This is a genomic window from Aquibium sp. A9E412 (genome assembly GCF_030398335.1).
Lineage (GTDB): Bacteria > Pseudomonadota > Alphaproteobacteria > Rhizobiales > Rhizobiaceae > A9E412.
This window is the reverse complement of sequence record NZ_JAOAOP010000026.1, coordinates 19,917-46,891: the sequence shown is the minus strand read 5'-3', so window position 1 is coordinate 46,891 and position 26,975 is coordinate 19,917. Positions and strand designations below refer to the sequence as shown.

Annotated in this window: 23 protein-coding genes and 1 tRNA gene; 10 read left to right on the top strand and 14 right to left on the bottom strand. The window is 72.5% G+C overall.

The window, feature by feature from the left end; genetic code table 11:
- Window positions 1-135: 135 nt before the first annotated feature.
- A tRNA-Gln gene (locus tag N1F89_RS11500) sits at window positions 136-210 on the top strand.
- Between the two features lie 29 nt (window positions 211-239).
- Here the strand turns inward: N1F89_RS11500 and N1F89_RS11495 are convergent.
- On the bottom strand, window positions 240-2,009 hold the full coding sequence (locus tag N1F89_RS11495; protein ID WP_290084233.1) for an IlvD/Edd family dehydratase: 1,770 nt from the start codon (window positions 2,007-2,009) through the stop codon (window positions 240-242).
- Window positions 2,010-2,172: 163 nt separating this feature from the next.
- On the opposite strand from N1F89_RS11495, the gene N1F89_RS11490 reads away from it, so the two are divergent.
- Window positions 2,173-3,609 (top strand): DUF2252 family protein, encoded by a 1,437-nt coding sequence (locus N1F89_RS11490; RefSeq protein WP_290084232.1) that lies wholly within the window; start codon window positions 2,173-2,175, stop codon window positions 3,607-3,609.
- Here N1F89_RS11490 and N1F89_RS11485 read toward each other — a convergent pair.
- Together N1F89_RS11485 and N1F89_RS11480 are read right to left on the bottom strand one after the other, a co-directional pair.
- Complete coding sequence (locus N1F89_RS11485; RefSeq protein ID WP_290084231.1) at window positions 3,600-4,232, bottom strand: DUF998 domain-containing protein; 633 nt, start codon at window positions 4,230-4,232, stop codon at window positions 3,600-3,602. The two genes, N1F89_RS11490 and N1F89_RS11485, sit on opposite strands and share 10 nt — an antisense overlap.
- Window positions 4,233-4,335: 103 nt before the next feature.
- On the bottom strand, window positions 4,336-4,938 hold the full coding sequence (locus N1F89_RS11480; protein ID WP_290084230.1) for a sugar transferase: 603 nt from the start codon (window positions 4,936-4,938) through the stop codon (window positions 4,336-4,338).
- Window positions 4,939-5,141: 203 nt separating this feature from the next.
- Between N1F89_RS11480 and N1F89_RS11475 the strand changes: the two genes are divergently transcribed.
- Window positions 5,142-6,029, top strand: coding sequence for a YiiX/YebB-like N1pC/P60 family cysteine hydrolase (locus tag N1F89_RS11475; protein WP_290084229.1), 888 nt, complete (start codon window positions 5,142-5,144; stop codon window positions 6,027-6,029).
- Between the two features lie 36 nt (window positions 6,030-6,065).
- Here the strand turns inward: N1F89_RS11475 and N1F89_RS11470 are convergent, their stop codons facing one another.
- The 3 genes from N1F89_RS11470 to N1F89_RS11460 form a co-directional block, all read right to left on the bottom strand.
- A complete protein-coding gene (locus tag N1F89_RS11470; protein ID WP_290084228.1) occupies window positions 6,066-6,395 on the bottom strand; it encodes an SgcJ/EcaC family oxidoreductase in 330 nt (109 codons plus the stop codon).
- Window positions 6,396-6,625: 230 nt separating this feature from the next.
- Window positions 6,626-7,861, bottom strand: a complete 1,236-nt coding sequence (locus tag N1F89_RS11465) for an O-antigen ligase family protein (protein WP_290084227.1) — start codon at window positions 7,859-7,861, stop codon at window positions 6,626-6,628.
- A 225-nt stretch (window positions 7,862-8,086) separates the two neighbouring features.
- Entirely contained in the window at window positions 8,087-9,100 is a 1,014-nt protein-coding gene (locus N1F89_RS11460; protein WP_290084224.1) for a KpsF/GutQ family sugar-phosphate isomerase, read from the bottom strand.
- Window positions 9,101-9,338: 238 nt separating this feature from the next.
- Between N1F89_RS11460 and N1F89_RS11455 the strand changes: the two genes are divergently transcribed.
- Window positions 9,339-10,244, top strand: a complete 906-nt coding sequence (locus N1F89_RS11455) for an MBL fold metallo-hydrolase (RefSeq protein WP_290084222.1) — start codon at window positions 9,339-9,341, stop codon at window positions 10,242-10,244.
- 13 nt (window positions 10,245-10,257) lie between these two features.
- On the opposite strand, the gene N1F89_RS11450 is transcribed toward N1F89_RS11455, so the two are convergent.
- Together N1F89_RS11450 and N1F89_RS11445 are read right to left on the bottom strand one after the other, a co-directional pair.
- Window positions 10,258-11,028, bottom strand: a complete 771-nt coding sequence (locus N1F89_RS11450; RefSeq protein WP_290084221.1) for a DUF1499 domain-containing protein — start codon at window positions 11,026-11,028, stop codon at window positions 10,258-10,260.
- Between the two features lie 218 nt (window positions 11,029-11,246).
- Window positions 11,247-12,905 carry a fatty-acid--CoA ligase gene (locus N1F89_RS11445; protein WP_290084218.1) on the bottom strand — a complete coding sequence of 553 codons (1,659 nt, stop codon included), beginning with the start codon at window positions 12,903-12,905 and terminating at the stop codon, window positions 11,247-11,249.
- 177 nt (window positions 12,906-13,082) lie between these two features.
- Here N1F89_RS11445 and N1F89_RS11440 point away from each other — a divergent pair, with 177 nt between their 5' ends.
- Window positions 13,083-13,580: a hypothetical protein gene (locus N1F89_RS11440; RefSeq protein ID WP_290084217.1), complete on the top strand. Its 498-nt coding sequence runs from the start codon at window positions 13,083-13,085 to the stop codon at window positions 13,578-13,580.
- A gap of 115 nt (window positions 13,581-13,695) precedes the next feature.
- Complete coding sequence (locus tag N1F89_RS11435) at window positions 13,696-14,082, top strand: DUF427 domain-containing protein (RefSeq protein WP_290084215.1); 387 nt, start codon at window positions 13,696-13,698, stop codon at window positions 14,080-14,082.
- 148 nt (window positions 14,083-14,230) lie between these two features.
- Here the strand turns inward: N1F89_RS11435 and ppdK are convergent, their stop codons facing one another.
- Window positions 14,231-16,897: a pyruvate, phosphate dikinase gene (gene ppdK / locus N1F89_RS11430; protein WP_290084213.1), complete on the bottom strand. Its 2,667-nt coding sequence runs from the start codon at window positions 16,895-16,897 to the stop codon at window positions 14,231-14,233.
- Between the two features lie 191 nt (window positions 16,898-17,088).
- Between ppdK and N1F89_RS11425 the strand changes: the two genes are divergently transcribed.
- Window positions 17,089-17,433, top strand: coding sequence for a VOC family protein (locus N1F89_RS11425; RefSeq protein ID WP_290084211.1), 345 nt, complete (start codon window positions 17,089-17,091; stop codon window positions 17,431-17,433).
- A 127-nt stretch (window positions 17,434-17,560) separates the two neighbouring features.
- Here N1F89_RS11425 and smc read toward each other — a convergent pair whose 3' ends face one another.
- The 3 genes from smc to N1F89_RS11410 form a co-directional block, all read right to left on the bottom strand.
- Window positions 17,561-21,022, bottom strand: coding sequence for a chromosome segregation protein SMC (smc, locus tag N1F89_RS11420; RefSeq protein WP_290084209.1), 3,462 nt, complete (start codon window positions 21,020-21,022; stop codon window positions 17,561-17,563).
- A 51-nt stretch (window positions 21,023-21,073) separates the two neighbouring features.
- The gene (locus N1F89_RS11415; protein ID WP_290084207.1) at window positions 21,074-21,766 is read right to left on the bottom strand and encodes a DsbA family protein; all 693 of its coding nucleotides are present in this window, start codon (window positions 21,764-21,766) and stop codon (window positions 21,074-21,076) included.
- Between the two features lie 122 nt (window positions 21,767-21,888).
- Entirely contained in the window at window positions 21,889-22,386 is a 498-nt protein-coding gene (locus N1F89_RS11410) for a DciA family protein (RefSeq protein ID WP_290084204.1), read from the bottom strand.
- Between the two features lie 69 nt (window positions 22,387-22,455).
- Between N1F89_RS11410 and mutY the strand changes: the two genes are divergently transcribed.
- Both mutY and N1F89_RS11400 read left to right on the top strand, forming a co-directional pair.
- A complete protein-coding gene (mutY, locus tag N1F89_RS11405) occupies window positions 22,456-23,589 on the top strand; it encodes an A/G-specific adenine glycosylase (RefSeq protein WP_290084203.1) in 1,134 nt (377 codons plus the stop codon).
- Window positions 23,586-24,197: an HAD-IA family hydrolase gene (locus tag N1F89_RS11400; protein WP_290084201.1), complete on the top strand. Its 612-nt coding sequence runs from the start codon at window positions 23,586-23,588 to the stop codon at window positions 24,195-24,197. The genes mutY and N1F89_RS11400 overlap by 4 nt, the downstream gene beginning before the upstream one ends.
- A gap of 28 nt (window positions 24,198-24,225) precedes the next feature.
- Here N1F89_RS11400 and N1F89_RS11395 read toward each other — a convergent pair whose 3' ends face one another.
- On the bottom strand, window positions 24,226-25,356 hold the full coding sequence (locus tag N1F89_RS11395) for a site-specific DNA-methyltransferase (protein WP_290084200.1): 1,131 nt from the start codon (window positions 25,354-25,356) through the stop codon (window positions 24,226-24,228).
- Window positions 25,357-25,555: 199 nt separating this feature from the next.
- On the opposite strand from N1F89_RS11395, the gene N1F89_RS11390 reads away from it, so the two are divergent.
- Window positions 25,556-26,245, top strand: a complete 690-nt coding sequence (locus tag N1F89_RS11390; protein WP_290084198.1) for an HAD family phosphatase — start codon at window positions 25,556-25,558, stop codon at window positions 26,243-26,245.
- 32 nt (window positions 26,246-26,277) lie between these two features.
- Here the strand turns inward: N1F89_RS11390 and N1F89_RS11385 are convergent, their stop codons facing one another.
- The gene (locus tag N1F89_RS11385; protein WP_290084197.1) at window positions 26,278-26,805 is read right to left on the bottom strand and encodes a hypothetical protein; all 528 of its coding nucleotides are present in this window, start codon (window positions 26,803-26,805) and stop codon (window positions 26,278-26,280) included.
- Window positions 26,806-26,975 lie beyond the last annotated feature (170 nt).

The window sequence follows — 26,975 nt, the reverse complement described above, 5'->3', positions numbered from 1 at the left end:
TCCAGGCGAAGTGGAAACCGGTTCGCCGTTCGGAAACGCGTGAAAACAATGAGTTAGAGCCGATCTGCGATTCCGTGAAACGCAGAACGGCTCTAAAGCCGGGGTCCGATCCCGGACGACGGCCGGCCGGCGGATTGGGGCGTAGCCAAGCGGTAAGGCAGCGGTTTTTGGTACCGCCATGCGCAGGTTCGAATCCTGCCGCCCCAGCCAGCCGCACAGACCGTCCGGCCCTCCCGTTCTCAGTGATTGTGGCGCGGGATCCGGTCGCCGATCTCGGCGTAGCGCAGCATGAAATCGGAGCAGGCGCCGGTCGCCAGCGGCCCGACGCTGCTGCCGTGGATCTCCTGCCACGGCGTGTCCCAGTCCGGCTGCCGCGCCACCGCCTCGCGCCGGCGCTGCGCGATCTCCGCCTCGTCGAGCAGCAGGTCGCAGCGGAACGCGTTCAGATCGATGCGCAGCATGTCGCCGTCGCGCAGCAGGGCCAGCCCGCCGCCGAGCGCCGCCTCCGGCGCCACGTGCAGGATGGACGGGCTGTCGGAGGTGCCGGACTGGCGGCCGTCGCCGATGGTCGGCAGCATCCGCACCCCCTCGCGGATCAGCCGGTCGGGCGGCTGGACGTTGACAACCTCGGCCGAGCCCGGCCAGCCGAGCGGGCCGGCGCCGCGCATCACCAGGATCGAGCGGGCGTCGATCGCCAGCGCCTCGTCGTTGATGCGCCGGTGATAGTCCTCGACGCCGTCGAACACGGTGGCGCGCGCCTCGAAGACGCCCTCCGATCCCGGCCGGCTGAGATAGGCGCGGCGGAACGCCTCGTTGATGACGCTGATCTTCATCAGCGCGAAGTCGAAGAAGTTCGACCGCAGGATGGCGAAGCCGGCATTCTCCTGCAGCGGCCGCGCGAACGGGCGGATCACGTCGGTGTCGGCGATGGTGCGGTCGCCGACGGCCTCGGCCAGCCGCGCGCCGCCGATCGTGCGCGCCTCGCCGTCGAGCAGGCCGGCGCGCAGCAGCTCGCCCATGACCGCCGGCACGCCGCCGGCGCGGAAGAAATCCTCGCCCAGATAGCTGCCGGCCGGCTGCAGGTTGACGAGCAGCGGCACGCGATAGCCCTTGTCCGTCCACGTCTCGGGCGCCAGCTCGATGCCGCAGTGGCGGGCGATCGCCGTCAAATGCTGGTGCGCGTTGGTCGACCCGCCGATCGCCGACAGGGCGACGATGGCATTCTCGAAGGCGGTGCGGGTCATCACGGCGCGCGGACGCAGGTCCTCGATGGTGACGGCGACGGCGCGCCGGCCGGTCTCGAAGGCATTGCGCATGCGCTCGCGGTAGACGGCCGGGATCGCCGCGCTGCCGGTCAGGCTCATGCCGAGCGCCTCGGCCATCGCGTTCATGGTCAGCGCGGTGCCCATCGTGTTGCAGTGGCCGAGCGACGGCGTCGAGGCGGCGACGGCCTCGAAGAACTGCTCCTCGGTGAAGCTGCCGGCCTTGAGCTTGCGCCGCGCCTCCCACACGGCCATGCCGGAGCCGGAGCGGCGACCCTCGAAATAGCTGTTGAGCATCGGCCCGCCGGACAGGACGACGGACGGCAGGTCGACCGACGCGGCCGCCATCAGCGCGGAGGGAACGGTCTTGTCGCAGCCGGTGGTGAAGATCACGCCGTCGATCGGATAGGCGTGCAGCACCTCGATCAGCACCATGGCAGCCAGGTTGCGGTAGAGATGCGCCGTCGGCCGCGCCGTCGTCTCCTGCAACGGGAAGCCGGGAAAGACGAACGGGATGCCGCCGGCGTTCCTGACCCCGTCGCGCGCCGCCTCGACGGTCTGGCGGTGGATCTTGTTGCACGGGGTGAGATCGGAGCCCGACTGGACGATGCCGATGATCGGCTTGCCCGACTGCAGCTCCTCGCGCGTCGTGCCGTCGTTCATGTGCCAGGCGCAGTAGAGCGCCGACATCTCGAAATTGTCGGGATCGTTGAACCAGTTCTGCGACCGGAACCGCCTCTCGCCCATCGCCTCGCCTCGCACCGTTCGCACCCTCGGACCGCAGGATAGGCCGGCGGCCGGCGATCTCAATGGCCAATTCGCGGCCAGTTCGCACCGGCCGCGCGGAGCCCGCCGGAACGCCGCCCGGCCTGGCGGCGTTTGCCCCGGGAACGAGCAAGGGGAACGCCGCATGGCCGCACAGCGCCGCTCGCCGTCGAAGGCGGGGACAGGAAAGACGCGCAGGCAGGGCGCCGGGATCAAGCCCTCGCGCAAGGCCGAAGGCCGCGTCGAGGGCTTCCGCACGCTGGCCGGCCGCATCGCCGCGGGCGAGGAGGCGGGACCGCCCGCAGCGCTGTCGGGCCAGGCGCGGCGCGAGCACGTGCGCTCGACGATCCGCGAGGATCATGCCCGGCGCATCGAGCAACGCTCGCTCGGCGCCAGGGAGAAGTTCGACGAGCTGGCCGGCGACCTGTTCAAGTTCTTCCGCGGCACGGCGCTGCTGTTCTACCGCGACATGGCCGGCCAGGACGCGCACATGCCCTCGGTCATGGCGCTGGGCGACGTCCACCCGGAGAATTTCGGCGTGATGCCCGACGAGAACGGCGCGCCGATCTTCGGCGTCAACGATTTCGACGAGGCGATCTACGCGCCCTTCACCTGGGACATCAAGCGCGGCGCGGTCGGCTTCTGGATCGCCGCGCGCGAGGTGGCGGGGATGAAGCGCAAGAAGCGGCGCAAGGTGGTGGCGAAATTCGTCAAGGGGTACCTGGCGGCGATGCGCGGCTATGCCGAGCACGCCACGGAGAAGAACGACGACTACCGCATGGACAACGCGCCGGAGGTGATCCGCCGCCTGTTCGCCGAGGCGTGGGAGGAGCGGCGCGACTGGCTGTGGGACGACTATCTGGAGCCGTCGGGCCGCGGCTTCCGCGCCAGCGACGAGCTGCAGCCGCTGACGAACCGCGTCGACACATTCCAGAAGGCGATCGACGATCTCGCCGAGGCGAACGGCATCGCGGCGCCGCACCGGGTCGGCGAGCTCAAGGTCAAGGACGTGTGCGCGCGGCACGGCCAGGGCACCGCCTCGCTCGGCCTGCCGCGCTATTACGTGCTGATCGAGGGGCCGTCGAAGGACGCCACCGACGACCTGATCATCGAGTTCAAGCGGGCGCGCCGCTCGGCGCTCGAGGGGCTGACGCCGCCGTCGGACTTCCACGCCGGCGCCGAGGCCGACCGCATCGCGCACGGCCAGGCGGTGCAGCTCGCCCGCGGCGACATCTTCTTCGGCGCCGTGACCATCGAGGGCGAGAGCTACATGAGCCGCGAGCGCGCGCCATTCCGCGACGACATCGACCTCGACGATCTCGGCTACGGCTCCTGGAAGGCCTATGCGCGGGTGTGCGGCGCGGCGCTGGCGCAGGCGCACGCGCTGTCGGACGATCTCGGCCAGATCGACTACGACGTCGAGCCCTCGATCGTGGCGGCGGCGAGCCCGCGCGCGCTGTTCGTCGCCGACATCGTGCGCTTCACCGAGGAGGCGGCCGACCGGCTGATCGCCGATCACGCCCGCTTCCGCGAGGACCACGCGCTGGGCGCGTTCGACCGAATCGAGCGGGTCTACCGCTGAACCGGCTGCACGGTGCGGGCCTGCCAGCCCCGGTGGGCGAAGACGATGCCGAAGGTGGCCGTCATGGCGCCGGCCACGAGGCCCAGCAGGCGCTCGTAAAGGCCGTCGATTCCGGTGGGCATGACGAAGAAGAACGGTGCGGCGACGGCCCACAGCGCTGCAAGAACCAGCAGCACGCGCCGGGCTCGGGGATGGTCGCGCCGCAGCCCGTGCGCCATTGCGAGCGGCGCCAGCAAGAAGAGAGCGCCCAGCGCGTAGACCAGATAGATGTGGATCACCGGGCCGCCGCTGGCGTTGTCGCCATAATCGTCGCGCGCGGCGACGACGATGACGAGACCGGCAAGGACGGCGATGGCCAGCGTGCCGAACGACCACCGCATGCCGCCCAACTGGAGGTGGGCGGCGGCCAGCGCGACCGCAAACAGCCCGGCGGCATAGCCGTAGAGCGCGATGTCCATATAGATCTTCGAGCGCCCCGCCGCGAGGTCGCTGATGGTGTCGGAGACCCAGTCGTAGCGTGGCACGAGTGCCTGGGCGATCAGCGTGCCGCCGATCAGCGCCGCGCAGCCGAGCAGGGCGAGCGCGGCCAGCACGAGAAGCAGTTCGGGGCGTTCGCGATGCATGAACCGGCTCGTCGTCGCAGCAACCTTCAGCCGCCGAACGCATAACGGCGCGGCGCTGTTCCCGATCGCGCCGGCCGGTTGCGGCCGCCGTCCGCCTTTGCCTTCAGCGCGCGTCCGCGCCGGGCCTGCGGCCGGCCGGCGGCACCGGCTCGCATGACGGGCGAAGGCCGGGCGCGCGGCCGCCGAACAGCGTCGCCGCCAGGATGCGCAGGTCGAGCGCGAGCGAGCGCTCCGCCAGATAGCGCGCATCGACCTCGGCCAGCCGCCGCGGGTCGGACATGTCGATGCCGTGCACCTGCGCCAGCCCGGTGATGCCCGGCCTGAGCGCCAGCACGCCGCGCCGGCGCCGCTCGGCGATGAGCACGCCCTGGCTGGTCAGCGAGGGCCGCGGGCCGACGAAGCTCATCTCGCCGACGAGCACGTTCCACAGCTGCGGCAGCTCGTCGAGCTTGCTGCGCCGCAGCATGCGACCGAGCCGGGTGACGGCGTCGGCGGGCGCCTCGTGCGTCGGCACGGCGGCCGTGCCCGCGCGCATGGTGCGCAGCTTGCGGCAGCGGAACGGGCGGCCCGCGCGGCCGACGCGCGTCTGCACGAACAGGCCGGGACCCGGCGATTCCAGCCGCACCAGCAGGACGAGGACGGCGATCAGCGGGGCCGCCAGCGCCAGACCGGCGGCCGCGGCGACGAGGTCGAAGGCGCGCTTCACGCGCCCTCCGCGGCGCGCGGCTGCGCAGAGCGGCGCGGCGGCCGGGCGTGGCGGATGCGGCTGGCTGTCATCACCGGCTTCGGCTGAACATCGATTCGCCGCCACTGTGGCCCGCCCTTGGCCGCTTGCCAAGCCGGCGGCGGCCGGCCGTTGACAGCGACGCGGCGCTGGGCTGTGTTCGGGCGGGGAAACGGAGCGGGGACGTGACAAGACATCGTGGGCGGATCGCGCTGCTCCTGGCAGCGGCAATCGGGCTGGGCGGATGCGCGCAGACGCGCGCGCCGGACGGCGGCGGCCAGGCGGGCGCATGCTGCGAGCGGGCGGAGCGCTACCCGGCCTGGCTCGTGGCGCTGGCCGAGCCGGCCGCCCCGCTGATCGGCCGCGCGATCGCGCAGGTGCGGCTGCGCCAGGGCCACCTGCCCGCGCATCCGGAGGCCCTTGCGCTGGTGGAGAAGACCCTGCGGCCGGCAGATCTCGTGGTCGTCAGCGCCAAGAACCGGCTGTCCGGCCGCACCATCCCCGGCCTGTTCGGCCACGCGGCGATCTATGTCGGCGACGAGGCGCAACTGCGCGCCCTCGGCCTGTGGCGCCATCCGGCGATCGTGCCGCATCACGCGGCGATCCGCGCCGGCGCCAGCTTCGTGGAGGCCGACCAGAAGGGCGTGCACCTGTCGCCGCCCGACGTGGTGCTCGATGTCGACGGTCTGGTGGTGCTGCGGCCGGCGGGCTATGGCGCGGCGGGCCGGCGGCGTGCGGTGGCCGGCTATTTCGGCTTCCTCGGCGAGCGCTTCGATTTCCACTTCGACAGCGCCGACGACGGCGCCGTCTTCTGCACCGAGCTGGTCGCCACGGTTGCGCCCGACCTGCGGCTGCCCGTACGGCTGGTCTACGGCCGCCAGACGATCCTGCCCGACGAGGTGGCGCTGGGGGCGGCGCGGGGCACGATCGGCCTCGGGCCGGTGCTCTATGTCAGCAGCGACGCACGCGACTGGCAGCGGCGCTCGGCCGCGCAGCTCGCCGCCGACCTCGAGGCGCACTGGCAAGGCCCGCTGCCCGCCCCGGCCCGGCCGGCCGGCTGCCCCGGCCGCTGAGGGGCGGACGGCGGACCGCGGACCGCCGTCGCCGCGTCAGCCGTCGCTCACATGCGTGGTCTCCTGCCGGGCATCCATGTACATCTCGGAGACGATCTTCCAGCTTCCGTCGTCCTGCCGGCCGATCAGCTTCAGCGAATGGTTGTGGCGCACCGGCAGCGTGTCGCCGTCGGAAAAGTTGGGATCGGCGAACAGCTCGCCGAGATAGGCGACGATCGCATCGCGGCCGCTGAGCGAGCGGCCGAAGGCGTTGGTCCAGTCGGCGTCCTCGGCGTAGATGCCGCGCATCGCCTCGGCATCGCGCGCGGCGAAGGCGCGGTACTGGGTCTTGAGAAGGGCCTCGATCGGGTTCTGTTCGCTCTGCACGATGTCCTGCTGTGTCGGTTTTGCTGTGGTGTCGGCGTGGGCGGGCGGCAGCGTGGCTGCGAGAGCCAGGCAGGCCGCCGCCAGAAGGCCGCGCGCACGCGGCGGGCGTGGCTGCGCCGGGACGCGGTCCCGGCCGGCCGGTCGGTACGGCATGGTCTACCTCCTGTGGTTGCGGCGGAACCCTCGCCACGGCGCGTTAAGGCGCCGTTAAGCGCCGCCGCGTCGCCGCCTCACGTGAGCTCGGCCGGAGGTGGCGCCAGCGACACGCCGCTGGCGAGAAAGGTGCCGACGATCAGGAACACCATCAGGAGCGCGTCGAGGATGTCGTGGCCGACGATCAGGTTGGTCATGCCGCCGACCAGATAGACGGTCACCAGGATGGCCAGAATCACCGCGCCGAAGCGGGCGACCGGATCGGCGCTCGTCGACAGCGTCGCCACCGCGGTGCGCGCCGCGACGAAGAAGACGGCGAGCACGGCGAGCAGCCCGACGACGCCCGATTCGATGGCGATCGTCAGCAGGCCGTTGTGGAAATGGCTGAAGGTGTTGGACAGGTGGTACTCGGCATCGAGCCCCTGGCGCACCAGATCGCCGGTCGCGTGCATGCCGTAGCCGAGCAGCGGATTGTCGGCGAACAGCGCCAGACCGACCTGCCACAGCGCGACGCGCAGGCCCATCGAGGAGGAATAGTCGTCGTTCCAGGCGAGCCGGTTCCAGTCGTCGAACAGCAGGTCGATGCGCGCGGTGACGATGTCGAAGCCGATGACGATGACCGCTGCGGCGAGCACCGACAGGAAGATGCCGACCGGCAGCGTCAGCCGCGCGATGAAGGCGGCGCGGTAGACGTAGAGCACCATGACGAACACCAGGCACTCGGTCACCCACATCAGCCGCGCGCCCGAATAGATCAGCGCCAGCGTCGCGGCGAGGAAGGCGCCGATCAGCGGCAGCGCCAGCGCGCGCTCCATGAAGAAGACGCCGGCCAGGCTGACCGAGCCGGCGAGCAGCACCGCGGTGGCGAACACCAGCGCGTTGCCCGAGCCGGCCTCGGCGCGGATGTCGAGCATGTGGAACTGGAACGCCGCCCACACCACCGCGCCGTAGCAGCCGAGCATGCTGCCGATCACCGCCGCGCGCGCCAGCTCGCGCTTGTCGGCGATCGACCACACCGAATAGGAGAACGGAAACAGCAGGAACGTGCCGAGCGGCAGCACGTCGCCATAGTCGAACACGTCGAACCCGTTGACCAGCGTGGCTGTGACGCTTGCCAGCACGTAGATGCACAGGAACAGCGTGAGTCGGCGCGCCGCCGGATCGAGGTTGAGCGGCCGGCGGCGCGACAGGACCTCGCCCATCGACCACAGCGCGCCGCCGTTCCACAGGAAGCTCACCACCGAGCCGACCACCGGCGGAAAGGCGAAGCACAGCAGCGTGAAGAGGCGGTTGACGAGCGGATAGGTCATCATTGCGCGGCGGCGGTCCCGGGCGGCCGTCTCAAGCGGCGGCCGGCCGCATCCTCGGCCGCTGCGCGGCGCCGTCGCCGGTCACGGCGCGGCGGCGTGGCATCGGTGTCTCGGGCATCGGGTCTCCGCGAGCGAACCGCCTGCGACGTCTGGCAGACCGCCCATCCTATAGGTGCTTCGGCGGAAAGGAGCAATTCGCCCTTCGGCACCCCGCGGGCGCCGTCGCGCTCAGCTCAGGCCGAGACGCAGGAAGTCGTGCACGTGGACGAGGCCGACCGGCACGCGCCGCCCCGCGCCCGGCGCATCGTCGATGACGAACAGCGCCGTCACCTTCTGCGCGTTGAGGAACTTGAGCGCGTCCTCGGCCAGCGTCGAGGCGGGAATCACGCGCGGGTCGACCGTCATCACGTGGCGGGCGCGCGCGCTGGTCAGCCGCTCGATGTTGCGGCGCAGGTCGCCGTCGGTGATGACGCCGACGATGCTGCCCTCGCCGTCGACCACGCCGGCGATGCCGAAGCTCTTGGTCGTCATCGTCATGATGACCTCGGGCATCGAGGTCTCGGGGCCGACGAGCGGCAGGCGCTCGCCGCGATGCATCATCTCCGACACGCGCATCAGCCGCAGGCCGATCAGGCCGCCGGGGTGCAGCAGGCGGAAATCGTCGCGCGAGAAGCCGCGCCGCTGCATCACCACCATGGCGAGCGCGTCGCCGAGCGCCAGCGTCATGGTGGTCGACGTCGTCGGCGCGATGCCGACCGGGCAGGCCTCGTCGGCCCGCGGCAGCAAGAGCGGCACGGTGGCGTTGCGCAGCAGCAGCGAATCGGCACCCGACGAGATGCCGATCAGCGGCACGCGCATGCGCGTGACGTGCTGGATGATGGGCACCAGCTCGGACGTCTCGCCCGAATTGGAGATCAGCATCACCACGTCCTGCTCGGAGATCATGCCCATGTCGCCATGCGCGGCCTCGGCGGCATGCACGAAGAAGGCCGGCGTTCCGGTGGAGGCGAGCGTGGCGGCGATCTTGCCGGCGACATGGCCGGACTTGCCGACGCCCGAGACGACCACCCGTCCGGTCAGGTTGAGCAGCGCCTTGGCGGCGGCGACGAACTGCGGCCCGATCGAGCCGGCGAGCTGGGTCAGCCCCTCGGCCTCCATCTCGACCACGCGGCGGCCATGGGCGAGCATCTCGTCCGCCAGCTTGTCGGCCGTCTCATCGGACGGCGGCACGATGCCCGTCAAATGCTCTGCTCCGTCCATGATCGGCGATGCGTCCCGGCTCTGGCCGCGGCCGAAGCCGGCCCTGCCGCCGGCGTGCCGCGCCCGCTGCGCGGCGCAGGGCAGCCAGTGCTCCCATAGCGAAATCCGCTTCGGCTGTACAGCGCGCAGGCGGTTCGGCTTGGGTGGCGGCGCGGTCCGTGCTAAGGCGCGCCGGCCCGGCCGCGGCGGCCGGCCTCCGTGACCAGCGAGCCCGCATGCGATGAGCCTCGACTTCGACACACGCTTCGAGCCCGCCCATGGCGAGGCGGTGCCGGTGGCGCCCGGCGTGCTGCGCGTGACGGCGGCCAACCCGAGCGCCTTCACCTTCACCGGCACCAACAGCTACGTGGTCGGCCGCGAGACGCTGGCCGTCATCGATCCCGGACCGCAGGACGCCGCGCATCTCACCGCGCTCAAGGCGGCGATCGGCGGCCGGCCGGTCAGCCACATCTTCGTCAGCCACACCCATCGCGACCACTCGCCGCTCGCCCGGCCGCTGGCCGAAGAGACCGGCGCGACGGTCGTCGCGGAAGGCCCGCACCGCGCGGCCCGGCCGCTGCACATCGGCGAGACCAACCCGCTCGACGCGGCGGCCGACACCGACTTCGCGCCCGACCTCGCGCTCGCCGACGAGGCGGTGGTGGCCGGCGACGGCTGGGCGCTGCGCGGGCTGCACACGCCGGGCCATGCGGCCAACCACATGGTCTTCGCGCTGGAAGGCACCGACATCCTGTTCTCGGCCGACCACGTGATGGCCTGGGCGACCTCGATCGTGGCGCCGCCCGACGGCGCCATGTCGGACTACATGGCCTCGCTCGACCGGCTGATCGCGCGCGGCGGCGGGCTCTACCTGCCCGGCCACGGCGGCCCGCTCACCGACCCGGTGCCCTTCATGCGCGGGCTCAGGACGCACCGGCGCATGCGCGAGCGCGCCATCCTCGCCCGGCTGGCGGCCGGCGACCGCACGATCCCGGCCATGGTGCAGGCGATCTACCGCGACACCGACCCGCGGCTGCACGGCGCGGCCGGCCTGTCGGTGCTCGCCCATCTGGAGGACCTGGTGGCGCGCGGCGCGGCACGCGCGGAAGGACCGCCGGCGCTCAACGCCGTCTTCCTGCCGGGCTGAGCGCCGCGCCGCCTCAGGACCCGGCGAGCGCCTGCACCCGCGCGTCGAGCTCGGCCAGGAAGCGCTCGATGCGCAGCGCATTGTCGCCGAGGTCGTGGCGCGCGTAGCGCGAGGCCGATCGCATGTCGACCGCCGCGCCCTCCGCATCGCCCGACACGCGCACCGCCACGTCGGCGGGAAAGCCGAGGAAGAAGGAGTGCGCCAGCGCCTGCCGCGTCACGCCGCCGGGCGGCAGGGCGGGCTCGGCCGGCGCTGCCGCGCCCGGCTCGTCGGGGGCGGCGGACGGCGGCGCGACCGGTCCGATGCGCGGCCCGAGCAGCCGCCAGCCGCGGTCGGCGATCAGGCCGTCGACCGCCTCCAGCACGCGCGCGGCCGTCTGCTCGTAGCGCCGGCCGACGACCTGCGGATACTGCGCCTGCTGCAGCGCGGCGGCCGCGTCGTCGACCGGCACGACGGGGTTCATCGGCGGCACCCGGCGCAGCTCGGCGGCCAGCGCGAGCGCCGGCGGGTCGTCGAGGTCGGTGGCGATGTCGTGCAGCGCCGGATGGACGGCGAAGCGGTAGGCCGACAGCCCGTAGGGCGCGAGCGCGAGCAGCGCCGCCAGCACGCCCAGCGTCGCCGCGCCGGCGCCGCGCGCGCCCTCCTCCCAGACCTGCGTGTAGGCCGCCCAGGCGCACAGCAGCGCGGCGACGGCGAGCGCGGCGACGAGCCCCAGAAGCCAGAAGAAGGGCACCGTCTCGACCAGGCCGAAGCGGTGGCCGGCACCGGCGGTCAGAAACAGCACGAGCGCGAAGGCGCCAAGGCGCCGCGACCAGGCCGCGGCGGGAGACCGCCGCGCGACGACAAGGGCGGAACGACTGCGCCGCATCGCTGCTCCAGGCCGCGGCAAGGCGGCGTTCTTGGCCGCGGGCCTGAACGCCCGCACCGCGGCCGGACCCCCTGCCCTGCCGCCGCGCCGATCTAGCCGGATCGGCGCGGCCGGTCAAAGGTCCCTGTCGGCCGTCAGGCGCCGCGCGCGGCGCGCGGCTCGACCTCGGCGTCGGGCAGGCGATGCTCGCGGAACTGCTCGCGCAGCGCCATCTTCTGGATCTTGCCGGTGGCCGTGTGCGGGATCTCGTCGACCAGCACCACGTCGTCTGGCAGCCACCACTTGGCGACCTTGCCCTGCATGAAGGACAGAAGCACCTCGCGGCTCGGCCGCGCGCCCGGCTTCGGCACGACGATCAGCAGCGGCCGCTCGTCCCACTTGGGATGGGCGACGCCGATCACGGCCGCCTCGGCGACGTCGGGATGGCCGACGGCGAGGTTCTCCAGGTCGATGGTCGAGATCCACTCGCCGCCCGACTTGATGACGTCCTTGGCGCGGTCGGTGATCTGCATGTAGCCGTGCGCGTCGATATGCGCCACGTCGCCGGTGTCGAACCAGCCCTCGTCGTCGAACTGCTCGGCGCCGGCGCCGCCGTAATAGGCGCGCGAGACGGCCGGGCCGCGCACCTTGAGCCGGCCGAAGGTCTTGCCGTCCCACGGCTGCGCGCGGTTCTCGTCGTCGGTCACCTTCATCTCGACGCCGAAGGGCGGATAGCCCTGCTTCTGCTTGATGTCGAGCAGGGCCTCGCCCTCAAGGCCGGCATATTCCGGCTTCATGGTGCCGAGCGAGCCGAGCGGCGACATCTCCGTCATGCCCCAGGCGTGGATCACCTCGACGCCGTAGACGCGCTCGAACTTCTCGGCCATGGCACGCGGGCAGGCCGAGCCGCCGATCACCACCTTCTTGAGGTGTGGCAGGGTCTTGCCGGTCTCCTCGAGATGCTGCAGCAGCATCAGCCAGACGGTCGGCACGGCGGCGGTGAAGGTCACCTTCTCGCTGTCGAGCAGCTCGTAGATCGACGGTCCGTCCATCTTGCCGCCCGGCATCACCAGCTTGGCGCCGACCATCGGCGCGCTCTGCGCCAGGCCCCAGGCATTGGCGTGGAACATCGGAACGACCGGCAGGATGACGTCGCGCGACGACACGCCCATGGCGTCCGGCAGCGCGGCGATCATCGCGTGCAGCACGTTGGAGCGGTGGCTGTAGACGACGCCCTTGGGATCGCCGGTCGTGCCCGAGGTGTAGCACATGCCGGCCGCCGTGTTCTCCTCGAACTGGCGCCAGGCGAAGTCGCCGTCGGCCTCGCCGAGCCACGTCTCGTAGGCGACCGCGTTGGCGAGCGAGGTCTCCGGCATCGACTGCGCGTCGGTCAAGACGATCACCTGGCGCAGCGAGGGGACCTGCGGCGCGATCTTTTCCACCAGCGGCAGGAAGGTGAGATCGACGAACAGGCAGCGGTCCTCGGCGTGGTTCATGATCCAGGCGAGCTGCTCGGGAAACAGCCGCGGATTGAGCGTGTGATAGACGGCGCCGATGCCCATCGTGCCGTACCAGGCCTCGAGATGGCGGGCGGTGTTCCAGGCGAGCGTGGCGATACGGTCGCCGAGGCCGTAGCCGTCGCGCTCGAGACGCTGCGCCACCTGGAGCGCGCGGCCGCGCAGCGCGGCATAGGTGGTGCGCACGATCGGCCCCTCGACGGAGCGCGAGACGACCTCGCGGGCGCCGTGTTGCGCGGCCGCGTAGTCGACGATCTTGTGGCACAGAAGCGGCCACTCCTGCATCAGTCCGAGCATGTGTTCCTCCCTGCTCCTCGCCGCCATTTGGAAGGCAAACTTGCCGCGAGTCCAGACCCGGCCGCGGCTCGGCCGGGGCGCGGCGGCGTGCCGCAGGCGCCATATTGCCGCCACGCTCGCGCGTCACGGTCGGTCTCGGCGGGGTGCGTCGGGCAGGCGTAATCAGAGGTATTGTGCATGGACGCGCCACATCCAGAACCGCTGCTGCCGCACGGGCCGCAGCCGCAGGCCGCCGACGGGCGGCAGACCCCCACCGACGAACGGACCGGCGACGAGACGATCCTGCTCTTGCCCGACCTGCGCGGCGAGCGCGCCGGCGCGGCGCGGACGACGCGCGAAACGGCCGCCGACGGCGGGCTCGAGCTCGTCGAGCTCGAGCTGGCGCTGTGCCACCAGGATTTCGTCGCGCACGGCTTCGAGGGCGCGGTGCGGCGCGCGGCCGGTATGGCGGGCGGAACGCTGCTCTTCCACATGCGCATGGCCGGCTCGCCGGACTGCGACTGGGTCGCGGCCGTGGCGCTGGAGGCCGGCGGCCAGCGCAGCTTCGCGCTGGTGGTGCAGCCGTCGGACGGCGGCGCGCTGCGCGTCGAGGACGCGGCGACGAGCGCCATCCCCGTCGGCCGCATCGCACCGGCCTATGCCGGGCTGATGGACACGCTCGCCGCGGCTGCCTGACGGCCCGCCGGCAAGGCGGCGATCGCGCGGCGGAACGCGGCCGGCCCCGGCGGCGTTTTGCCGGCGGCCTGCCGGGCTTTCGCGCAGGCAACGCCAGCAGCCGAAGGAGGCTCGCATGACGCACGGTTCCAGGCCCGCCCCGGGCTTCGCCCGCAACCCCGAGCGCAAGATCACCGTCGCGCCGATCGACGGCAAGGTCGTGGCCAAGGCCGGCGACGTGGTGGTCGCCGCGTCGACCAGGGCCAAGCGGCTCGAGGAGGACGGGCTGCCGCCGGTCGTCTACATCCCGTTCGACGACATCGCCTTCGCCAATCTCGAGCGCACCGACACCAGGACGCACTGCCCCTACAAGGGCGACGCCAGCTACTGGCGGCTGTGCATTCCCAACTCGCCGGGCGGCGACGCCATGTGGGCCTACGAGGACCCCTATGACGAGATGCGCGCGATCAAGGACCACGGCGCCTTCGACACGCAGCGCGTGAGGGTCGAGACCTCCGGCTGACGGCCGGCGGGGCACGGCCCGGCGGAACGCCCCGCGTTCCGGCCGGGACGGCGGCCGCCCCGCCGGTTGGCGGACCGCGCACCGCTTGCGCCTGACCGGCGTGCGGCGCGGCCGGCCGGCGACCCAGGTCGACGCGGCCGGACGCGCCCTATGCCTTGTTGCGCACCGCGGCCTGGGCGGCGGCGAGCCGGGCGATCGGCACGCGGAACGGCGAGCACGACACGTAGTCGAGGCCGACCTCCTCGCAGAACGCGATCGAGGCGGGATCGCCGCCATGCTCGCCGCAGATGCCGAGCTTGAGGTCGGGCCGCGCGGCGCGGCCGCGCTCGGCGCCAAGCCGCACCAGCTCGCCCACCCCCTCGCGGTCGAGCGAGACGAACGGGTCCTCCTCCAGGATGCCCTTGCGACGGTAGGTCTCCAGGAAGGAGGCGGCGTCGTCGCGCGAGATGCCGAAGGTGGTCTGCGTCAGGTCGTTGGTGCCGAAGGAGAAGAACTCCGCGCTTTCGGCGATGGCGCCGGCGGCGATCGCCGCGCGCGGCAGCTCGATCATCGTGCCGACCAGATAGCCGATCCGCGTGTCGCGCTCGCGCATCACGTCGGCGGCGACGGCATCGATGCGCGCCTTGACGAAGTCGAGCTCGGCGGTGACGCCGACCAATGGCACCATGATCTCCGGCACCACCTGGCTGCCGCTGCGCGCGCCGGCCTCGACGGCGGCCTCGAAGATGGCGCGCGCCTGCATCTCGGCGATCTCGGGATAGGAGACGGCGAGCCGGCAGCCGCGATGGCCGAGCATCGGGTTGAACTCGTGCAGCGCCTCGGTGCGCTCGCGCAGCCGCTCGGCCTCGATGCCGAGCGAGGCGGCGACCTCCTCGATCTCGTCCTCCGTCTTGGGCAGGAACTCGTGCAGCGGCGGGTCGAGCAGCCGGATGGTGACTGGCAGGCCGGCCATGATCTCGAACAGCTCGACGAAGTCCGAGCGCTGCATGGGCAACAGCTTCTCGAGGGCGGCACGACGGTCGGTCTCGCCGTCGGCCAGGATCATCTCGCGCATGGCGACGATGCGGTCGCCCTCGAAGAACATGTGCTCGGTGCGGCACAGGCCGACGCCCTCCGCACCGAAGGAGCGCGCCATGCGCGCGTCGGCCGGCGTCTCGGCATTGGTGCGCACCTTCATGCGGCGTGCCGCGTCGGCCCACTCCATGATGGCGGCGAAATCGCCGGAGAGCTCGGGCTGCAGCATCGGCACCGCGCCGGCCAGCACCTGGCCGGTGGTGCCGTCGATGGTGATGACCTCGCCCTTGGAGAAGCGCCGGCCGAGCGCCGTCAGCGTGCCGCCGCGGGTGTCGACCCGCAGCGCGCCGGCACCCGACACGCAGGGCTTGCCCATGCCGCGCGCCACCACCGCGGCGTGGCTGGTCATGCCGCCGCGCGTCGTCAGGATGCCCTCGGAGGCGTGCATGCCGTGGATGTCCTCCGGGCTCGTCTCGACGCGCACCAGGATGACCTTGCGGCCCTGCGCCTTGAGCTCCTCGGCCTCGTCGGAGGAGAACACGATCTCGCCCGTCGCCGCGCCCGGCGAGGCCGGCAGGCCGACGCCGATCACGTCGCGCTCGGCCTTGGGGTCGATGGTGGGATGGAGAAGCTGGTCGAGCGAGGCCGGGTCGATGCGCGCCACCGCCTCGTCGCTGGTAATCAGCCCCTCGTTGGCCATGTCGACGGCGATCTTGAGCGCCGCCTTGGCGGTGCGCTTGCCCGAGCGCGTCTGCAGCATCCACAGCTTGCCGCGCTCGATGGTGAACTCGAGGTCCTGCATGTCGCGGTAATGCTCCTCGAGCCGGGCGGAGATCCGCGTGAAGGCCGCGAAGGCCTCCGGCATCAGCTTTTCCAGCGACGGCTTGTCGGAGCCCGATTCCAGCCGGCCGGCCTCGGTGATGCTCTGCGGCGTGCGGATGCCGGCGACGACGTCCTCGCCCTGCGCGTTGACCAGGAACTCGCCGTAGAGCCGGTTCTCGCCGGTCGAGGGATTGCGCGTGAAGGCGACGCCGGTGGCCGAGGTCTCGCCCATGTTGCCGAACACCATGGCCTGCACGTTGACCGCCGTGCCCCAGCTCGCGGGAATGTTGTGCAGCCGGCGATAGGTGATGGCGCGGTGGTTCATCCAGCTCGAGAACACCGCGCCGATCGCCCCCCAGAGCTGCTCGCGCGGGTCCTGCGGGAAGGGCTGGCCGAGCTCCTCCTCGATCTTGGCCTTGTAGAGGGTGATGACCTCGCGCCATTCGTCGGCGGTGAACTCGGTGTCGACCTCGTGGCCGCGCTGCGCCTTCTCGTCCTCGAGAATCTGCTCGAAGACCTCGTGGTCGAGCCCCAGCACCACGTCGGAATACATCTGGATGAAGCGCCGGTAGCTGTCATACGCGAAGCGCTCGTCGTCCGATTCGGCGGCCAGCGCCTCCACCGTGTCGTCGTTGAGGCCGAGATTGAGCACGGTGTCCATCATGCCAGGCATCGAGGCGCGCGCGCCCGAGCGCACCGACACCAGCAGCATGTTGCGCGGGTCGCCGAAGCGCCGCCCGGTGATGCGCGCCACCTCGGCGAGCGCGGCGTCGACCTGCCGCTCGAGCTCCGGCGGATAGCTGCGCTCGTGGGCGTAGTACCAGGCGCAGGCCTCGGTGGTGATGGTGAAGCCGGGCGGCACGGGCAGGCCGAGGCCGCACATCTCGGCCAGGTTGGCGCCCTTGCCGCCGAGCAGCTCGCGGTCCTGCGCGCTGCCTTCCGCCTGGCCGTCGCCGAAACTGTAGACCCACTTGGTCATGCCGTCCCCTCCAAACTCGCCGGTCACAGCCCGATAGCGGATAACGCCGCCGGTCTCCACGCCGCAATTCCGCAACGCAACAGAAAAAATCGATTAGCATGATCGCGCCGCCGCACCCGCCGCCGGGCGCTTGCAAGCGTCGTTCGGGCGAGATAGAACATTTCATGAACATAAAGCGGAGTGCAGCAGCCATGCGACAGACGGGAAAGCTCGACTACATCGAAATGCCGGCCACCGGCGGCACGCTCGACCGGGTGAAGGGGTTCTACGCCACCGCCTTCGGCTGGACCTTCACCGACTACGGCCCGTCCTACGCGGCCTTCAGCGAGGGGCTCGACGGCGGCTTCGATGCACACGCCACCGAGGCGACCGAGAAGCCGCTGCCGGTGCTCTACGCGGAGGACCTGGAGGCGACGCTCGCCCATGTCGAGGCGGCCGGCGGCACCGTGGTGCGGCCGATCTTCGCCTTTCCCGGCGGCCGCCGCTTCCACTTCACCGATCCGGCCGGCAACGAGCTTGCCGTGTGGAGCGAATAGCGCGTTTCCCAGGCGAAGCGGCAACCGGTTCGCCGTCCGTCGAGGCCTGAAGACGAGACCCGGAGCCGATCGGCGGGCCGGTGCGCGTGCACCGGCTCCAGCACCGAGGCCGATCGGGCGCGGGCGCTCAGCTCGCCTCGCGCAACCGCTCGGCGGTCTCCAGATCGACCGAGACGAGCTGGCTGATGCCCTGCTCGGCCATGGTGACGCCGAACAGCCGGTTCATGCGCGCCATGGTGATCGGGTTGTGCGTGATGATGACGAAGCGGGTCGCCGTCGAGGCGGCCATCTCGTCCATCAGGTTGCAGAAGCGCTCGACATTGTGATCGTCGAGCGGCGCGTCGACCTCGTCGAGCACGCAGATCGGCGCCGGGTTGGTGAGGAACACGGCGAAGATCAGCGCCATCGCCGTCAGCGCCTGCTCGCCGCCCGAAAGCAGCGTCATCGTCTGCGGCCGCTTGCCGGGCGGGCGCGCCAGGATGTCGAGGCCGGCCTCCAGCGGATCCTCGGATTCGACGAGCTGCAGGTCGGCCGTGCCGCCGCCGAACAGATGCGTGAACAGCCGGCGGAAATGGCCGTTGACCTCGTCGAAGGCGGCGAGCAGCCGCTCGCGCCCCTCGCGGTTGAGGCTCTGGATCGCCTGGCGCAGCTTGCGGATCGCCTCGATGACGTCCTCGCGCTCGGCGACGATGGTCTCCAGCCGCTCGGCCAGTTCGCGCTGCTCCTCCTCGGCGCGCAGGTTGACCGCGCCGAGGCGCTCGCGCTCGATCTTCAGCCGCTCCAGCCGGCGCTCGGTGTCGGCCGCCTCGGGCAGCGGCGCGTCGGCCTCCAGCCCGGTGTGGCGGATCACCAGGTGCGGCGGCACGGCGAGCGCCTCCTGGATGCGCGCCTCGGCCTCCGCGCGCCGCTCCTCGGCCGCCGTCAGCCGCTCCTCGGCGCGGGCGCGCCCCTCGCGCGCCTTGGCCAGCGCCTGCACGGTGTCGGCGGCCGCCCGGTCGAGCTCGGCCTGGCGCGACTCGGCCTCCTGCAGCCGGTCGGCGGCCGCCTTGCGCAGCCTCTCGGCCTCGGCGATCTGCGACAGCAGGCGGCGGCCGTCCGCGGCGATCTCGTCCGGCCGGTCGACCAGCGCGGCATGCTCGGCGGCCGCCTCGCCGCGCCGCTCTGTCAGCGCCGCGATGTGGCTTTCCGCGCCCTCGGCGCGCGCCGTCCAGCTCTTGCGCTCGCCGGCGATCGCGTCGAGCCGGCGCTTGCGCGCCTCCGCCTCGCGCACCAGGCCGTCACGCGCCGCCCGCGCATCGGCGAGCCGGGCGCGCTCGCCGGCAAGCTCGGTGTTGATGCGGCCGAGCGCGGCGTCGAGCGCGTCGAGCGCCGGGGCGGCGGCCAGCGCCACCTCCGCCTCGTGCAGGAAGGCGCGTGCGGCCGCGTCCTCGTCGGACAGCCGGCCGGCCGCCTCCTCCAGCGCGGTGCGCCGGCTCGAGAGCTCGCCGGCCGCGCGCTCGGCCGCGGCAAGCCCGTCGCGCGCCTCGCCGACGGTGCGCTGGGCCGTGCGCGCGGCCTCGCGCGCCGCCTTCTCGCCGGCCACCGCCGCGGCCACGGCCGCCTCGGCGCGCTCCAGCGCGGCGGCCGCCTCGTCGGTGCGGCGCCGCGCCGCGACGGCCTCGGCGTCGAGCTCGGCCAGGCGGTTCTTCTGGGCAAGCCGCTGGGCGGCGGCCGTCGGCGCATCGGCGCTCGCGGTGTAGCCGTCCCAGCGCCACAGCGCGCCCTCGCGGCTGACCAGCCGCTGGCCGGGCGCCAGCTCCGGCTGCAGCCGCGCGCCATCCGCGCCGCTCTGCACGACGCCGATCTGGGCGAGCCGGCGGGCGAGCTGGCGCGGCGCCTCGACATGCACGGCAAGCGGCGCGACGCCGACCGGCAGCGCCGGGTCGCCAGCCGCCGGGGCCACGTCGCCCCAGTGGGCCGGCGCGCTGCGGTCGAGCGGCAGGTCGAGATCCTCGCCGAGCGCGGCGCCGAGCGCCGTCTCGTAGCCGCGCGCCACGCGCACCCGTTCGAGCACGGCGGGGAAGAGATCGCCGGTCGCCGCGTTGAGCACCTTGGCGAGCGTGCGCGCCTCGGTCTCGATGCGGTCGCGCTCGGCGCGCGCCTCCTGCAGCGGGCCGCGCAGCGCGCCTTCCTCGCGGCGCGCGGCGACGACGGTCTGCTCGGCCGCCGCGGCCTCGGCCTCGGCCGTCTCCAGCGCGGCTTCGGCGTGCTCCAGCGCGGCGCGCCTTTGCGCCGGGTCGGGCAGGCCGGCGAGCCGGTCGGCGAGCGTCGCCTGTTCGTCCGCGATGCCGGCGAGCTGGCGTGCCAGCCGCTCGCAGCGCTGCCGCCCCTCGGCGATGGCGCGCTCGGCCTGGCTGCGCGTGGCGGCCGCCTCGGCGCGCTCCGCGGTGGCGCGCGCCGAGGCCTCCTCGCAGGCGGCGACCCGCTCGGCGGCCGCGTCGTGCGCCTGGCGCGCGGCCTCGATGCGGCCCGTCTCGTCGGCCGCGGCCGCGGCAAGCTCGGCCTCCTCGGCATCGAGACGCTGCAGCACCTCGGCATTGTCGTCGACGAGCTGGCGCTCGCGGGCGATGTCGGCGTCGAACTGCTCAAGCCGCTTGACGAGCTCGGCGCAGCGCTCGCGCACCCGCCGGGCCTCCGCCTCGGCCTGGTCGCGGGCGACCGTCAGGCGCTGCAGGGCGGCCGCCGCCGAGGCCTCGGCCTCGCGCAGTTCCGGCAGACGATGCGCGGCAACGGCCTGCGCCTTGGCCGCCTCGACCTGGGCGTTGGCCTTCTCGCCGACCTCGCCGGTGGCGGCCGCGAGCGCCGACTTCGCCTCGGCCTCGGCGGCCTTGGCCTGCGTCCAGCGCAGATGCAGCAGGATCGCCTCGGCCTTGCGGATGTCGGCCGACAGGTTCTTGAAGCGGGCCGCCTGGCGCGCCTGGCGGCGCAGGCTCTCGATCTGGCCCTGCAGCTCGCCGACCACGTCGTCGAGGCGCTCCAGGTTCTGTTCGGCGCCGCGCAGGCGCAGCTCCGCCTCGTGGCGCCGCGAGTGCAGGCCGGAGATGCCGGCCGCCTCCTCGAGCAGCGCGCGGCGCGCCTGCGGCTTGGCCTGGATCAGCTCGCCGATGCGCCCCTGGCCGACCATCGAGGGCGAGCGCGCGCCGGTCGACTGGTCGGCGAACAGGAGCTGCACGTCCTTGGCGCGCGCCTCCTTGCCGTTGATGCGGTAGACCGAGCCGGCCTCGCGCTCGATGCGGCGCGACACCTGCAGCTCGTCCTCGCCGTTGAAGGCGGCCGGCGCGGTGCGGTCGGCATTGTCGAGGAACAGCGTCACCTCGGCGGTGTTGCGCGCCGGACGCGTCGCCGAGCCGGAGAAGATGACGTCGTCCATGCCCGAGGCGCGCATGTTCTTGTAGGAGCTCTCGCCCATCACCCAGCGGAGCGCCTCCACCAGGTTGGACTTGCCGCAGCCATTGGGCCCGACGACGCCGGTCAGGCCCGCCTCGATGACGAATTCGGACGGTTCGACGAAGGACTTGAAGCCGAGCAGGCGCAGCTTGGAAAACCTCATGCCGACGCGCTCCCGCGCGCCGGCATCGCGCCGCCCGGCGTGCCGGCGGGGCTAAAGCATGCCGTCGATGATCGCCGACATCTCTTCAATCGATCTCGCCCCCGGATACTTGGCGCCGTTGATGAAGAAGGTGGGCGTCGAGGTGACGCCGAACTCGTCCGCTCCGCGCGCGCGCACGGCCCTGACATCATCCAGGAGCTCCTGGTCCGTCAAGCAAGCCTCGAAGGACTCCTGTGTAAAACCGGCCAGGCGGGAGATCTGCAGCAGCGCGGCGCTGGCGTTCTCGGCCGTCGCCCAGCTGCGCTGCTGCTCGAACAGCACGTCGACCATCGGGAAGTACTTGTCGTCGGCGCAGCGCGCCAGCATGAAGGCGGCCTCCGCGCGCGGATCGAACGGGAACTCGCGCAGGATGAAGCGCACCTTGCCGGTGTCGACGTACTTCTCCTTGAGCGCCGGGTAGGTCTCGTTGTGGAACGTCGCGCAGTGCGGGCAGGTCATCGAGGCGTACTCGACGATCGTCACCGGCGCGTCCTCCGCGCCGACCGCCTTTTCCGGCAGCGCGCCCGGCTGCATCAGCGCCTCGACGTCGACCGTCGCCTCCGGCTGCGGCGCCTCGACGGCCGCGGCGTGCTCCGACGCCACCGCCTCGCTGCCGCTGTCGGAACACGCGGAAAGGCCGGCCGCGAGGGCGGGGAGGACGACCAGCGACGCCAGAAGGCGCCGGCGCTCAAGGAATCGGGTCATGCGAATCACCTGTCGGTTGGCGGATTTTGCACCGGGGGCGGCATCGAATGCGAGTGTGCCGGCGATTTGGGGCAAATTTGGACGAAATCAATGCGACGGTCCAGCGCGCCGCGGCCGGCCCGTCAGCCGCGCCGGGCGAGCACGCTGGCGCCGAGCCGGTCGAGCGCGGCGCGCAGGCCCTCGTCCTCAATGCCGCCCGTCAGCCGCTCGAGCCGCGCCTTTTCCGGCGCCGTCAGCGGGCGCGGGCGCCACGCCCGGCGCGGCGGCGCCACCGTCACCGGCTTCTGCACGATGCGGATGCGGGCGATGGCGACGAAGCCGAGAAAGGCGTTGATGCGGGCGATCACCTCCGACATCTGGTGCTGCAGGCGCAGCGCCACCGCGCCCTGGCAGGCGACCACGAGCGTCGCCGGCTCGAACGGATCGTCCTCGTTGCGCCGGCGCGGCCAGGCGATGCGCTCGGGCCGGGTGCAGTCGGCGAGCTCGCTGCCGACGATCTCCTCCCAGGACTGCAACAGCCCGGTCGAGATGCCGGCGCGACGCCGCAGCACCGGGTCGAGGATGTCCCCGGCCAGGTCGCTGAGCGGCACGGGATTGCGGAACGCCGTCTTGCCTGCCATGTCACCTCTGCCCGCATGTCCGGCGCACGAAGCACCGGCCGGGCCGAAGGATAGCGCAAGCGCGAGCCGATGACACGAGCCGATTCGAGCGACGAGGAGCCCGCCCGGCCGCCCGCCGGCATGGCCGCGGCGCTGCTCGCCTGGTACGACCGCCACCACCGCGACCTGCCCTGGCGCACGCCGCCGGCCGCGCTGGCCCGCGGCGCGCGGCCCGACCCCTACCATGTGTGGCTGTCGGAGATCATGCTGCAGCAGACGACGGTCGAGGCGGTGCGGCGCTACTACGCGGCCTTCGTGGCGCGCTGGCCCGACGTCGAAGCGCTGGCGGCGGCCGACACGCAGGCCGTGATGAAGGCCTGGGCCGGGCTCGGCTACTATTCGCGCGCCCGCAACCTGAAGGCCTGCGCCGAGCTGGTCGCGGCCGAGCACGGCGGGCGCTTTCCCGACACGGAAGCGGGCCTGCGCGCCCTGCCCGGCATCGGCGCCTACACGGCGGCGGCGATCGCGGCGATCGCCTTCGACCGGCCGGCCGCCGTGGTCGACGGCAATGTCGAGCGCGTGGCGGCGCGGCTGATGGCGCTTCGCACCCCGCTGCCGGCGGCCAAGCCGGCGATCCGCCGTTTCGTCGAGCGGGCGACCCCGCAGGCGCGCCCGGGCGACTTCGCCCAGGCGACGATGGATCTCGGCGCGACGATCTGCACGCCGCGGCGGCCGGCCTGCGTGCTGTGTCCGCTGCGTGGCGACTGCCGCGGGCTCGCCACCGGCGATCCCGAGCCGCTGCCGCTCAAGGCGCCGAAGCCCGACAGGCCGCTGCGCCGCGGCGCCGCCTTCGTGGCGCGCCGCGCCGACGGCGCCATCCTGCTGCGCCGGCGGCCGGAGCGCGGGCTGCTGGGCGGCATGAGCGAGGTGCCGTCGAGCGCCTGGACCGCGCGCCAGGACGGCGCCACCGGCGCCGAGGCCGCGCCGTTCGCGGCCGACTGGCGGCCGGCCGGCACCATCGGCCACGTCTTCACCCATTTCGCGCTGGAGCTCGCGGTCTACCACGCCGAGGTCGCGGCGAGCGCGGCACCGGCCGGCTGCTGGTGGTCGGCGCCGGACGAACTGCCCGGCGAGGCGCTGCCCACGGTGATGAAGAAGGCGATCGAACAGGCCGTGCCCGGCGCGACCCTGAGACAGCAACCCGACACAGCGAGGTCCGCATGACGGCGATCCGCCACATCGTCTTCGACATCGGCAAGGTGCTCGTCCACTACGACCCCGAGCTGCCCTACCGACGGCTGATCCCCGACGCCGACAGGCGGCGCTGGTTTCTCGACACGGTGTGCACGCCGGCCTGGAACCTGGAGCAGGACCGCGGCCGCGACTGGCGCGAGGCCGAGGCCGAGCTGATCGCGCGCTGGCCGCAGGAGGCCGACAACATCCGCGCCTTCCGCCGCCACTGGGCCGAGATGGTGCCGCACGCCTATGACGACAGCGTCGCGCTCTTCGAGGCGGCGGTGGCGGCCGGCCACGACGTCACCATGCTGACCAATTTCGCAGCCGACACCTTCGCCGAGGCGCGCCGGCGCTTCGGCTTCCTCGAGGCGCCGCGCGGCGTCACGGTGTCGGGCGAGATCGGCCTCATCAAGCCGGACCGGGCGATCTACGAGCGCCACGCGGCCGATTTCGGCCTGGCGCCGGCGGCCACGCTGTTCATCGACGACAGCCCGGCCAACGTCGCGGGCGCGCAGGCGGCGGGCTGGCAGGCGGTGCGCTTCACCGACGCCGCGACGCTGCGCGACGACCTGGCGCGCTTCAACATCGCGCTCTGAGGCGGCGGCCTGTCGGCCGGCGCCTTTCTCAGCCGGCGGCGGCGAGACCGGCGCGGGCGATGCGGCGCAGCTCGTCGATCGGACGCAGCTCGCCGGCCTCCTCGAAATGCCAGAACGTCCAGCCGTTGCAGGCCTCCAGCCCCTGAACGGCCGCGCCCAGCCGGTGGATCGAGCCGGCCTGGTCGCCGATCGCCAGCGTGCCGTCGGCGCGCACGCTGGCCGTCCAGCGCCGCCGGCTGTCGCACAGCAGCGCGCCGGGCTTGACCAGGCCCGCCTCGACGAGGCTGAGGAAGGCGACGCGCGGCTCGGCGCGCTTGCCGGTCATCACCGCGAGATCGGCCTCGGCGAGCGGCTCGACGGCGGCGATGCGCCGCTCGGCCGCCTCGATATAGGCCTGCTCGCGCTCGATGCCGACGAAGCGGCGGCCGAGCCGACGCGCCACGGCGGCCGTGGTGCCGGAGCCGAGGAAGGGATCGAGCACCACGTCGCCGGGCCGCGTCGAGGACATCAGCACGCGGGCGAGCAGCGCCTCCGGCTTCTGGGTCGGATGCAGCTTGGCGCCGTCGGCGTCCTTCAGCCGCTCACCGCCGGTGCAGATCGGGAACAGCCAGTCGGAGCGCATCTGCACGTCGTCGTTGGCCGCCTTCATCGCCTCGTAGTTGAAGGTGTAGCCCCTGGCGTCGCGGTCGCGCGAGGCCCAGATCATCGTCTCGTGCGCGTTCTGGAAGCGGCGGCCGCGGAAGTTCGGCATCGGATTGGTCTTGCGCCACACCACGTCGTTGAGGATCCAGAAGCCGAGATCCTGCAGGATGGCGCCGACGCGGAAGATGTTGTGGTAGGAGCCGATCACCCAGATCGTGCCGTTCGGCTTCAAGACGCGGCGCACCGCCATCAGCCAGGCGCGGGTGAAGGCGTCGTAGGCGGCGAAGGATTCGAAATGGTCCCAGGCGTCGTCGACCGCGTCGACGCGCGACTGGTCGGGCCGGTGCAGGTCGCCGCCGAGCTGCAGATTGTAGGGCGGATCGGCGAACACCGTGTCGACGGCGTTCTCCGGCAGCCGCTCGAGCGCGGCGACGCAGTCGCCCTTGAGGATGGTGTCGAGCCAGGCGGCCCTTTCGCTGGACGGGGTGAGGTCCTCGGGACGACGCACGGCTGACATACACACACTCGCTACGCGGGGTTACTGTTTACGCGCCGTTATGGTTACCGCCGCCGGTAAAAATTCGGTCAATGTCGAGAGATCGCGGCGCGGCGGAGCGGCGCGCGGTTGCCTCGCGCCCCCCGGCGGGGATAGAGCATGGCGCCGCAAGGCGCGAAGCCGTCCGCTTCGCCGGTCACCACCAGCACCAGGACACGCCATGCCGCGACCCGACCTCCTGATCCTCGACTGCGACGGCGTGCTCGTCGATTCGGAGATCATCGCCGCGCGCGTCGAGGCCGAGATGCTCGGCGAGGCGGGCATCGCCATCACGCCGCAGGAGCTGGCGGAGCGCTATGCCGGGCTGACCTTCCGCGACATCCTGATCGCGCTCGAACGCGAGACCGACACGCCGCTGCAGGCCTCGCTGATCGAGCGCGCCGAGCGGCTGGTCGACGAGCGCCTGGCGCGCGAGGTGCGCGCGGTCGAGGGCGCGCGCGAGACGATCCTGCGGCTCGGCCGGCCGCTGTGCGTGTGCTCGAACTCGAGCCGCGCGCGCATCGAGGCGATGCTCGGCCGCACCGGGCTGCTGCCCGTCTTCGAGGGGGCGGTGTTCTCCGCCCGCGACCTGAGCGGCGGCCAGCCGAAGCCGGCGCCCGACGTCTTCCTGCATGCCGCAGAGCAGCTCGGGGCGGAGCCGGCGCACACCATCGTTCTGGAGGATTCGGTGCACGGGGTGACCGGCGCCAGGGCCGCCGGCATGCGCGTCGTCGGCTTCACCGGCGCCTCGCACAGCTATCCCGGCCACGCCGACAGCCTGACGGAAGCCGGCAGCGAGACGGTGATCAGCCGGTGGGCCGATTTTCCCGCGGTGGTGGAGGCGCTGTCGGCCTGGTCGGAGGACGGCTGAGACGCCGCGGCGCGACAATCACGGCCACGGCGCTACGGCGTGTCGTAGGGCCCCTCGTCATAGCCGGCGAAGACGCGGATCGAGGTGTCGATCGGCCCCGGGATCACCACGTTGGGATCGTTGAAGACGAACTGCGTGGCGCCCGACGTGTCGCCGACCGCCACCTGGTAGCGGTGCAGCTCGGAATAGACGACCTCCTCGCCGCGCAGCACCGCGACGCGGATCGGCATGGTGATGGTGCCGGCCTTGCCGACCGGGCCCGGCACGACGCGGCCGGCGACCGCCACCGTCATGGTGATGGAATCGGCGCCGTAGCTGCACGAGCGCGTCACGTCGCTGATGGCGGCCTGGTAGACGACCTTCTCCGGGTCGTCCTCGGCGTTGCGCTCGTAGGCGTTGAAATAGGCCGTGCCGGAGCGCAGCGCGATCGGCGGACAGTAGGCGCGCAGCTCGCTCTGGCGCACCTGGCCTTCCGCCGCCTCGTTCGCCGGCGGCTCCGCCTGGCCGCCGAGGCCGAGGTCGAGCGCGCCGAGCCGGTCGCCCGACTGGCAGCCGGCCACCGCGGCGGACAGCAGAAAAAACGCGACGAGCTTCGAAAACCGTGTCCTGGACAACGCGCACCCCACCGACAGCACTTCCCTCGGGCAATGTGGCTGTCCTATATCAACCGCGCGGCCAAAATGCGACCGGGGCGGCGGCGAAATCCGCGCCCCCCTCCGAACGGATCTCA

What these genes read in the sequence shown, in the direction of transcription:
- N1F89_RS11495 (WP_290084233.1), bottom strand. Translation starts at nt 2,009, where the DNA reads ATGGGCGAGAGGCGGTTCCGGTCGCAGAACTGGTTCAACGATCCCGAC.
- N1F89_RS11490 (WP_290084232.1), top strand. Translation starts at nt 2,173, where the DNA reads ATGGCCGCACAGCGCCGCTCGCCGTCGAAGGCGGGGACAGGAAAGACG.
- N1F89_RS11485 (WP_290084231.1), bottom strand. Translation starts at nt 4,232, where the DNA reads ATGCATCGCGAACGCCCCGAACTGCTTCTCGTGCTGGCCGCGCTCGCC.
- N1F89_RS11465 (WP_290084227.1), bottom strand. Translation starts at nt 7,861, where the DNA reads ATGATGACCTATCCGCTCGTCAACCGCCTCTTCACGCTGCTGTGCTTC.
- N1F89_RS11455 (WP_290084222.1), top strand. Translation starts at nt 9,339, where the DNA reads ATGAGCCTCGACTTCGACACACGCTTCGAGCCCGCCCATGGCGAGGCG.
- N1F89_RS11445 (WP_290084218.1), bottom strand. Translation starts at nt 12,905, where the DNA reads ATGCTCGGACTGATGCAGGAGTGGCCGCTTCTGTGCCACAAGATCGTC.
- N1F89_RS11440 (WP_290084217.1), top strand. Translation starts at nt 13,083, where the DNA reads ATGGACGCGCCACATCCAGAACCGCTGCTGCCGCACGGGCCGCAGCCG.
- N1F89_RS11435 (WP_290084215.1), top strand. Translation starts at nt 13,696, where the DNA reads ATGACGCACGGTTCCAGGCCCGCCCCGGGCTTCGCCCGCAACCCCGAG.
- ppdK (WP_290084213.1), bottom strand. Translation starts at nt 16,897, where the DNA reads ATGACCAAGTGGGTCTACAGTTTCGGCGACGGCCAGGCGGAAGGCAGC.
- N1F89_RS11425 (WP_290084211.1), top strand. Translation starts at nt 17,089, where the DNA reads ATGCGACAGACGGGAAAGCTCGACTACATCGAAATGCCGGCCACCGGC.
- smc (WP_290084209.1), bottom strand. Translation starts at nt 21,022, where the DNA reads ATGAGGTTTTCCAAGCTGCGCCTGCTCGGCTTCAAGTCCTTCGTCGAA.
- N1F89_RS11415 (WP_290084207.1), bottom strand. Translation starts at nt 21,766, where the DNA reads ATGACCCGATTCCTTGAGCGCCGGCGCCTTCTGGCGTCGCTGGTCGTC.
- N1F89_RS11410 (WP_290084204.1), bottom strand. Translation starts at nt 22,386, where the DNA reads ATGGCAGGCAAGACGGCGTTCCGCAATCCCGTGCCGCTCAGCGACCTG.
- mutY (WP_290084203.1), top strand. Translation starts at nt 22,456, where the DNA reads ATGACACGAGCCGATTCGAGCGACGAGGAGCCCGCCCGGCCGCCCGCC.
- N1F89_RS11400 (WP_290084201.1), top strand. Translation starts at nt 23,586, where the DNA reads ATGACGGCGATCCGCCACATCGTCTTCGACATCGGCAAGGTGCTCGTC.
- N1F89_RS11395 (WP_290084200.1), bottom strand. Translation starts at nt 25,356, where the DNA reads ATGTCAGCCGTGCGTCGTCCCGAGGACCTCACCCCGTCCAGCGAAAGG.
- N1F89_RS11390 (WP_290084198.1), top strand. Translation starts at nt 25,556, where the DNA reads ATGCCGCGACCCGACCTCCTGATCCTCGACTGCGACGGCGTGCTCGTC.